Origin of the sequence: Saccharopolyspora sp. 6V (assembly GCF_020176785.1) — a bacterium.
GTDB classification, from domain to species: domain Bacteria; phylum Actinomycetota; class Actinomycetes; order Mycobacteriales; family Pseudonocardiaceae; genus Saccharopolyspora_C; species Saccharopolyspora_C gregorii.
On sequence record NZ_JAIUKB010000143.1, the window covers coordinates 1 to 6,937 of the forward strand.

8 protein-coding genes are annotated in these 6,937 nt (G+C 70.9%); 3 read left to right on the forward strand and 5 right to left on the reverse strand.

Annotated features, from left to right (window positions below; genetic code table 11):
• Nucleotides 1-306 precede the first annotated feature (306 nt).
• Nucleotides 307-507 (forward strand): hypothetical protein, encoded by a 201-nt coding sequence (locus LCD35_RS24755; RefSeq protein WP_224966803.1) that lies wholly within the window; start codon nt 307-309, stop codon nt 505-507.
• A gap of 160 nt (nt 508-667) precedes the next feature.
• Here LCD35_RS24755 and LCD35_RS24760 read toward each other — a convergent pair whose 3' ends face one another.
• Complete coding sequence (locus LCD35_RS24760) at nt 668-1,138, reverse strand: Lsr2 family protein (RefSeq protein ID WP_224960585.1); 471 nt, start codon at nt 1,136-1,138, stop codon at nt 668-670.
• Nucleotides 1,139-1,538: 400 nt separating this feature from the next.
• Here LCD35_RS24760 and LCD35_RS24765 point away from each other — a divergent pair, with 400 nt between their 5' ends.
• Nucleotides 1,539-1,883 carry an Lsr2 family protein gene (locus LCD35_RS24765; protein WP_224960576.1) on the forward strand — a complete coding sequence of 115 codons (345 nt, stop codon included), beginning with the start codon at nt 1,539-1,541 and terminating at the stop codon, nt 1,881-1,883.
• A gap of 90 nt (nt 1,884-1,973) precedes the next feature.
• On the opposite strand, the gene LCD35_RS24770 is transcribed toward LCD35_RS24765, so the two are convergent.
• Nucleotides 1,974-2,867, reverse strand: coding sequence for a ribokinase (locus LCD35_RS24770; protein ID WP_225045047.1), 894 nt, complete (start codon nt 2,865-2,867; stop codon nt 1,974-1,976).
• Between the two features lie 99 nt (nt 2,868-2,966).
• Here LCD35_RS24770 and LCD35_RS24775 point away from each other — a divergent pair, with 99 nt between their 5' ends.
• A complete protein-coding gene (locus tag LCD35_RS24775; RefSeq protein WP_224960579.1) occupies nt 2,967-4,034 on the forward strand; it encodes a hypothetical protein in 1,068 nt (355 codons plus the stop codon).
• A 59-nt stretch (nt 4,035-4,093) separates the two neighbouring features.
• Here LCD35_RS24775 and LCD35_RS24780 read toward each other — a convergent pair whose 3' ends face one another.
• The 3 genes from LCD35_RS24780 to LCD35_RS24790 form a co-directional block, all read right to left on the reverse strand.
• Complete coding sequence (locus LCD35_RS24780; RefSeq protein ID WP_224960580.1) at nt 4,094-4,966, reverse strand: spermidine synthase; 873 nt, start codon at nt 4,964-4,966, stop codon at nt 4,094-4,096.
• 106 nt (nt 4,967-5,072) lie between these two features.
• Nucleotides 5,073-5,474: an adenosylmethionine decarboxylase gene (gene speD, locus LCD35_RS24785; protein WP_224960582.1), complete on the reverse strand. Its 402-nt coding sequence runs from the start codon at nt 5,472-5,474 to the stop codon at nt 5,073-5,075.
• A gap of 90 nt (nt 5,475-5,564) precedes the next feature.
• The gene (locus tag LCD35_RS24790; protein ID WP_304612926.1) at nt 5,565-6,785 is read right to left on the reverse strand and encodes a type III PLP-dependent enzyme; all 1,221 of its coding nucleotides are present in this window, start codon (nt 6,783-6,785) and stop codon (nt 5,565-5,567) included.
• Nucleotides 6,786-6,937 lie beyond the last annotated feature (152 nt).

Consider the following 6,937-nt stretch of genomic DNA (forward strand, 5'->3'; position numbering starts at 1 on the left):
GGAAGCCCGTTTCGCGACCCCGCCGCACCCGGCCCGATTCGTTTTCGGCCCGTTCCGTGCTGGCAGAAAGAAATCTACACGGGCCGAAAACGGCCTTGAACACCACCCCCCCATTAACGCGAAAACCGCAGGTCATCCCGCTTCACCCGGATGGCGGCTTGCCGTGGGACCACCGAGCACCGGGACACCGGGCCGCGGCCCGGCCCGAGTCCGGCGATCTCCATCGAGTGATCGCGGTGCGTTTCGCGGGCTGCACCCACCCGCGCGCCGGTAGCCTGCTCGCCGACCAAGAGGCAGGGGGTAACCGTGGACTCGACACCGATCTACACCGAGTTGCAGCAGCAGCTGATCGACCCGGAGGCGGACAACTGGGGACTGAGCTCCCCACCCGAGTTCGCCGCGGCGCTGACCGAGAGCGCCGAGTCGTCGGCCGCCGAACCGGTGGCCGCTCAGCACGGCGACTCCGGCGGTCGCGCGAAAGGGCGCAGGCACCGCGCCGCCGATTGAGGCACCGAGCGCTCCGCGCGCGGGGGAGGCGGCAGCGGAGCGACCGGTACCGGAAAGACGAAGAACCGCATCGCGGATCACCACGATGCGGTTCTTCTGCGTTCGGGGCCGGAAGCGTCCCGTTCCGGGAACGCGGCCGGCCGGGACCACCGGTACCGGCTCAGTCCACAGCGGACGAGAATTGCGGCAGGGACACGGAGGCGACGGTGGAGTTCGACCGCTCCTCCTCCTGGCGCGGAGGTTCGGGGACGAGCTGTTCCGGTTCGCGCGGTTCCACCGGGAGTGCGGGTCCTGCCTCGGCGGCCTGCTCGTCCGCTTCCGGTTCCTGCTGCTTGTGCAACCGGTCCTTGCTCCGTTGCGCGGCACCGCGAATCTGCTCGGTCAGCTGCCGGTTGGCCTGGCGGGCGTCGCGTTCGTCCCGTTCCTGGCGTTTGGCCGTCGCGGCGGACTGCTCGCGCTCGGGAACGCGCGCCCGCTCGATGTACCGGGCGAAGACTCCGCGCAGGCGTTGCGCGTGCCGTTCGCTCAAGTCGATTTCGTAGGTCACGCCGTCCAGCGCGAAAGTAACGGTCTGCTGGGCTGGCGACCCGTCTATGTCGTCGACGAGTTCGACCTGAATCCGCTCGGCCATGATCACCTGTCTCGGGAACGTGCCCCGTCTCGATCCGCGACACCTGCAGGCGAGACTCCTGCGACCCTGACCCACGTTGTAGCACGCGGCATCGCTGTTGTCTCGCGTCAACGATAGAACAGCACCACCGGCCGTTGAGAACCGCCGTGCGGGGGCACCGTCGACCCCGCGATGCCGGGTCCCGGGCGAACCGCCCCGCGACACACCGTAGCCGATCGGCCGCGAAATCGAGAAAGTAATCTGAAGCACAACGTCGCTACAACAGCGTTCCGAGCTCACGGTCAGTGCTCGACGGACCCAGGGTGGCACATTTTCGCAACAACGGTTTATTGTTCAGAACGTTCTTCGTACGCTCTCGCACGAAGGCCAGCAATAACGAACCGGAATCGAGGGTTTTCCAGTGGCGCAGAAGGTCACCGTGCAGCTCGTCGACGACGTCGACGGGTCGGAAGCGGAGTCGACGGTCGAGTTCAGCCTGGACGGGGTCGACTACACCATCGACCTGTCCGCCGACAACGCAGCGAAACTGCGGGACTCGTTGGCGTCGTACGTCTCCGCCGCACGCCGCACCGGGGGTCGCAAGCGCGCGGCGGGCAAGGCGGGCAAGACCGCCGCTGCTCCTACCGCCGCCGACCGGGAACGCAACCAGGCCATTCGGGAATGGGCCCGGGAGCAGGGCATGCAGGTGTCGGATCGGGGACGCATTCCCTCGGAGATCGTGGACGCCTACGACAAGGCCAAGTGAGTCCATCGGGGTGTCGCGCGACGCCGCCCGTGCGGGATCGGACATTTCTCCGGTCGGCGGCGTCCGCGACATTCCACCCCGCTTCCGCGCTCAGCCGCGGAACTCCCTGATCTCCTGTTCCGTCGGCATCGACGACATGGCGCCGTGGCGCCCCACGGCCAGCGCGGACGCTGCCGAGGCCGCCGCCAGCGCTTCCCGGACCTCCGCTCCCCCGGCCCGCGCGGCCGCGAAGACACCGACGAAGGTGTCCCCCGCCGCAGTGGTGTCCACGGCCCGCACCCGATGGGCGGGCGACCGGACGACCTCTCCCGCCGCATTGCCGTAGAGGGCTCCTTCGGCACCGAGCGTGATGATCGCTTCCGGTACTCGTTCCACCAATTCCCGCAACGCCGCGTCGGGATCGTCGCGACCGGTGAGGACCGCGGCTTCGTGTTCGTTCGGCACCAGCACGTCCACGTTCGCCAGCAACTCGGCGGACAGTTCCGCGGCGGGAGCCGGCGTGAGAATCACCGGAACTCCGGCGGAGCGCCCGGCCGCGGCGGCGGATTCGACCCCGGCGAACGGGATCTCCAGCTGCAGCAGCAGCGCTCCGGAACTCGCGATCAGTTCGGCATCGCCGGGCGCGAGCGAATCGACGGTCGCATTGGCCCCCGGGACCACGACGATCGCGTTTCCGCCGTCGTCGTCGACGACGATATGCGCCGTGCCGCTGTTTCCGGGGACGGTGCGCAGACCGCGGGTATCGACTCCGAACCCGCGCAATGCCTCGCGCAGCCCGCCGCCCAGTTCGTCCTCCCCGACCGCGCCGATCATGAGCGCTTCCGCGCCCGCTCTGGCGGCCGCGACGGCCTGGTTCGCGCCCTTTCCGCCGGGCGCCGTGCGGAATTCGCGCCCGAGCACGGTTTCGCCGCGCTTCGGCGCGGTCCCCACGTAGGCCACCAGATCCATGTTGCAGCTGCCGAACACCGCCACCGTCGTCGTCACCGGGCCATGATCCCGCTTTCCCCGGAGGTGGCGCAGGCGGCTCTCCGCGCGGGCAGGCACGTACCATGCGGTGCGTTCGGGAGGAGAGGGCGAGCAGCGGTGGACTACGTGGTGACGGCGGTACTAGAACCGCCGGTGGCGGTGCAGGGACTGGACGAGTTGCAGCAGCAGGGCGTGGTCGCGCTGCTCGACCGCAGGCTCGCGCTCGTGGAAGGCGTCACCGGGCCGGACCAGGCCGACATCGACGTGCTGGACTTCCGGATCTCGCCGGGCCCGGCCCGGACGACGGTGGAACTGGTGCTGGACGCGCCGTCGCTGGTATCGGCGGAGTGGGCGGCGGCGACGGTGCTCGACGAGCTGCTCAGCGAGATCGACCTGCTCAGCGGCTGGTCGGTCGCGGAGTCGAAGGTGCGGATCACCGAAGACGAGTTCAACCAGAGCCTGGCCGCGGCGGACGTGCGCACTCCGGACGACTCCAGCGAGCTGGAGCTGGCCGTGGAGGAGGCGCTGGGGGCCGCGGAACCGGTGGTGGAGGCGCGGCACTGGCGGGAGACGCTGCTGGAGTGCGCGCCCCGGCTGCGCGCCTTCGGTCCGGAGGCGTTCGCCGCCCCGGACGTGGAGGAGTCGGCGGCGCGGCTCGCGGCGGGCGCGCTGATCCACGCGGTGTGGGTGGTGACCGACGAGATCTTCTACGACGAGCTGTCGTTGTCCATCAACAACGCGACGGTCGACGAGGCCCAGGGCCTGCTGGTGCTGGCGGAGCTGCCGCCCTGCTACGGCGCCCGCTACGACTCGGCGTTCGCCCGGGCGTTCCTGCTGGCGTCGGCGGCGGTGGCGACGCGGCTGTCGGAGCCGGTGTGGACGCCGCCGCGCTGCGTGGCCGAAGCGCTGGCGCTGCGGCTGGTGGTGCACGAGGCGCAGGTGCTGCTGGACGCGGCGGAGCTGCTGGACTGGTCGCAGAGCACGCCGATCTTCGCCCGGTTCGCCGCCACCGCGTTCGGCGACACCGCGCACGAGCGGTTGTACGAGGTGGACGCGCGGCTCGCGGAGGATGCGGGGAACGCGGAGCTGGAGGCGCAGCTGCGCGAGCGGGGCATCGCGTTCGAGCAGTGGTTCGGCGCGCGCAGCGGCGCCCCTGGGCTGCACCCGTACCTGCAGTTCCTCTGACGCCGGGCATGCGAAGAGCCCGCCGGATCGGGTGATCCGGCGGGCTCTTCGGCGTTCGCTCAGCCCTGGTTGCGCACCGAGTAGGGCGGGACGGTGCAGCCGATGAGGCTGGCGTCGTCGATGGTGCGCGGCTGGTACTCGCTGTTCGGGAGGTTCTCCAGCATGAGGTTGGTGGGGTCGTCGACCGGTTCGGCGCGGCCGAACAGGAACGCCCACTCGTGCTCGTCGGAGCCGAAGTAGGTGACGGTCTCGAACACCGACCGGAACCGGTTGTAGGCGCGGATCAGCGTTTCGTTGCGCCACACGGTGGGGCAGCCCGCCTGGAAGGCGACGACGCCGCCGGGGGCGAGCACGGTCTGGCAGCGCTGCAGGAATTCGAGGCCGTAGAGCCGGTTGTGCTGGCCGTCGGCGTCGTCCGCGCGTTCGTCGGGCAGGTCCACGACGACGAGGTCGTAGCCTTCCGGCGGGGCCTGTTCCAGGAAGGCCACTCCGTCGCCGAAGTGCAGGGTGATGGGCCCGTCGCCGCGTTGCAGCGCGGGGATCTCGTCGGTGGTGTAGCCGTAGGGCAGGTGCTCGGCGCAGGCCCGGACGCATTCCTCGTCGATGTCGACGTGGTCGACGCGGGTGGCTCCGGCGGCGACGGCGAGCTGGCTGGCGACGCCTTCGCTGGAGCCGATGATGAGCACCCGGTCCAGGTTCGCGGCGAGCAGGAAGCCGGGGACCAGCATGGCCTCGTGGTAGACGAGCTGGGAGAACTCGGTGCTCTGCCGGTCGTCGTCGCAGAACAGCGAGACGCCTTGGTCGGTGCGGCCGATGAGCACGTGCTGGTAGGCGGTGTCGCCTTCCCAGATCACGTCGTCGATGCGCCACAACCGCCGCATGTCGGCGCCCATGGGTTCGCTGACCCAACGCTGCCCGTCGATTTCGATCAACGGTGCTCCTCCTCGTTACGGCGCCCGGGTCGGGCGGGGGAACGCACTTGTGTGTCCATTGTGGAGGGTGTCCCGCCTGCTCGCGGTCGGCGAGTCGGCGAGCCGGTCACGAGACCAGTTCCGGGTCGTAGTCCCGGCCCCGGCGGATCGTGCGGGTGTTCACCGACGCGGGTCGCAGCGCTTCGGCGAGCAGTTCGACCGCCCGCTCGGGCTGCGCGGTGTTCCCACAGGTGAACACGTCGATGAAGATCGATCCCTCTTCGGGGTAGGTGTGCAGCGACGCATGGGATTCCGACAGCAGCGCCAGCACTGTGACGCCTTGCGGTTCGAACCGCTTGGCGATCACCTGGCACACCGTGGCCTGCGAGCGGCTCAGCGCGCTGTCCAGGGTGTCGCGCAGGAACTGCTCGTCGTCCAGCAGCTGCGCGTCCACACCGTCGAGCTCGGCGAGCACGTGCTGCCCGGTGAACAGACCGACGGGTTGCAGGGTTCCGGCATCGATCGACATCTATCGACCTCCCAACATTTCGCAGATTTCGCGGAGAACGTTCGTGTTGCGCTCCGGGCGCACCGCTGCGGCACGGGCGTGCCGCAGCGGTCAGGGTCGCTCGTGCCCGTCGATGCAACGGGTCGGCAGCGGCGGGAAGCCGTTGAAGCCGACCGAGGCGTAGCTGGCGGTGTAGGCACCGGCGCTGAGCAGGTCCACGGTGTCCCCGGCGCGCAGGGTCAGCGGCAGCTCGTAGCGGGTGCGCTGGTAGATCACGTCGTCGCCGTCGCAGGTGGGTCCGGCGAGCACGACCGGGCCGACCGGGTCGCCGTCGCGGGAGGTGCGCAGCCGGTAGGTGATCGCTTCGCCTTCGGTCTCGGCGAGCCCGTTGTAGCGGCCGACGTCGAGGTAGACCCAGCGGCGTTCGCCGTCGGAGTCCGGGGAGACGAGGACGACTTCGCTGCGCAGCACGCCGGCGTCGCCGACGAGGCGGCGGCCGGGTTCAACGAGCAGTTCGGGCCGGTCGGCGCCGAACTCGCGGTCGAGGGCCTGCTCGATGCGCCGCGCGTAGTCGGTCAGCGGCGGCGCGGCGTCGGTGTAGTGCGCGGGCAGCCCGCCGCCGAGGTTGACCAGTCGCGGCCGGACGCCGTGCTCGGCGGCGCCGCGGAACACTCGGTGGGCGGCGGCGATGCCGTGCTCCCAGGCCGCGGCGTCGTGCTGCTGCGATCCGATGTGGAAGGACACGCCGCACGCGTCGAGGCCGAGTTCGGCGGCGCGGCCGAGCAGCCGGACCGCGGTCTCGGGGGTGCAGCCGAACTTGCGGCCGAACGGGGTGCGGGAGCCGTCGTTGGCGACGAGCACGCGGCAGAACACGCTCGCGCCGGGCGCGGCTTCGGCGATGGCGGTGAGGTCGGCTTCGCTGTCGGTGGCGAACAGCCGGACGCCCTGCGCGTGGGCGCGGGCGATGTCGGCGCGCTTCTTGATGGTGTTGCCGTAGGAGATCGCCGCGGGGTCGGCGCCCTGTTCGAGGCAGAGGTCGATCTCGCCGGGGCTGGCGACGTCGAAGGAGGAGCCGAGCTCGACGAGCGCGGCGACGACTTCGGGCATCGGGTTGGCCTTGACCGCGTAGCAGATCCGCGCGTCCGGCAGTGCGGCTCGCAGTTCCGCGTAGCGCTCCCGCACCGCCGTCAGGTCCATCACCAGGCAAGGGGTGGCGGGTACCGCGCCGTCCAGGTGTTCCCGGATGCGTTCAGCGGAACGTGCCGCGGTTCCGGCGACGTCTCCGTCGCTCGGGCGGTCCGTCACACCGGTGGTGGCGGACTGATCGGTCAATCCCGTTACCTCCGTGGCTTCGCGTCGCGGGGGGGGGGGGGGGGGGGGGGGGGGCCGCCCCCCCCCCCCCCCCCGGGCCCCCCACCCGACCCGACGCCGGGGGGAGCACACCCCGGGCCGGCGGGGGGGGGGGGGGGGGCCCCCCCCCCGCC

What these genes read in the sequence shown, in the direction of transcription:
- LCD35_RS24760 (WP_224960585.1), bottom strand. Translation starts at nt 1,138, where the DNA reads ATGGCCGAGCGGATTCAGGTCGAACTCGTCGACGACATAGACGGGTCG.
- speD (WP_224960582.1), bottom strand. Translation starts at nt 5,474, where the DNA reads ATGTCGATCGATGCCGGAACCCTGCAACCCGTCGGTCTGTTCACCGGG.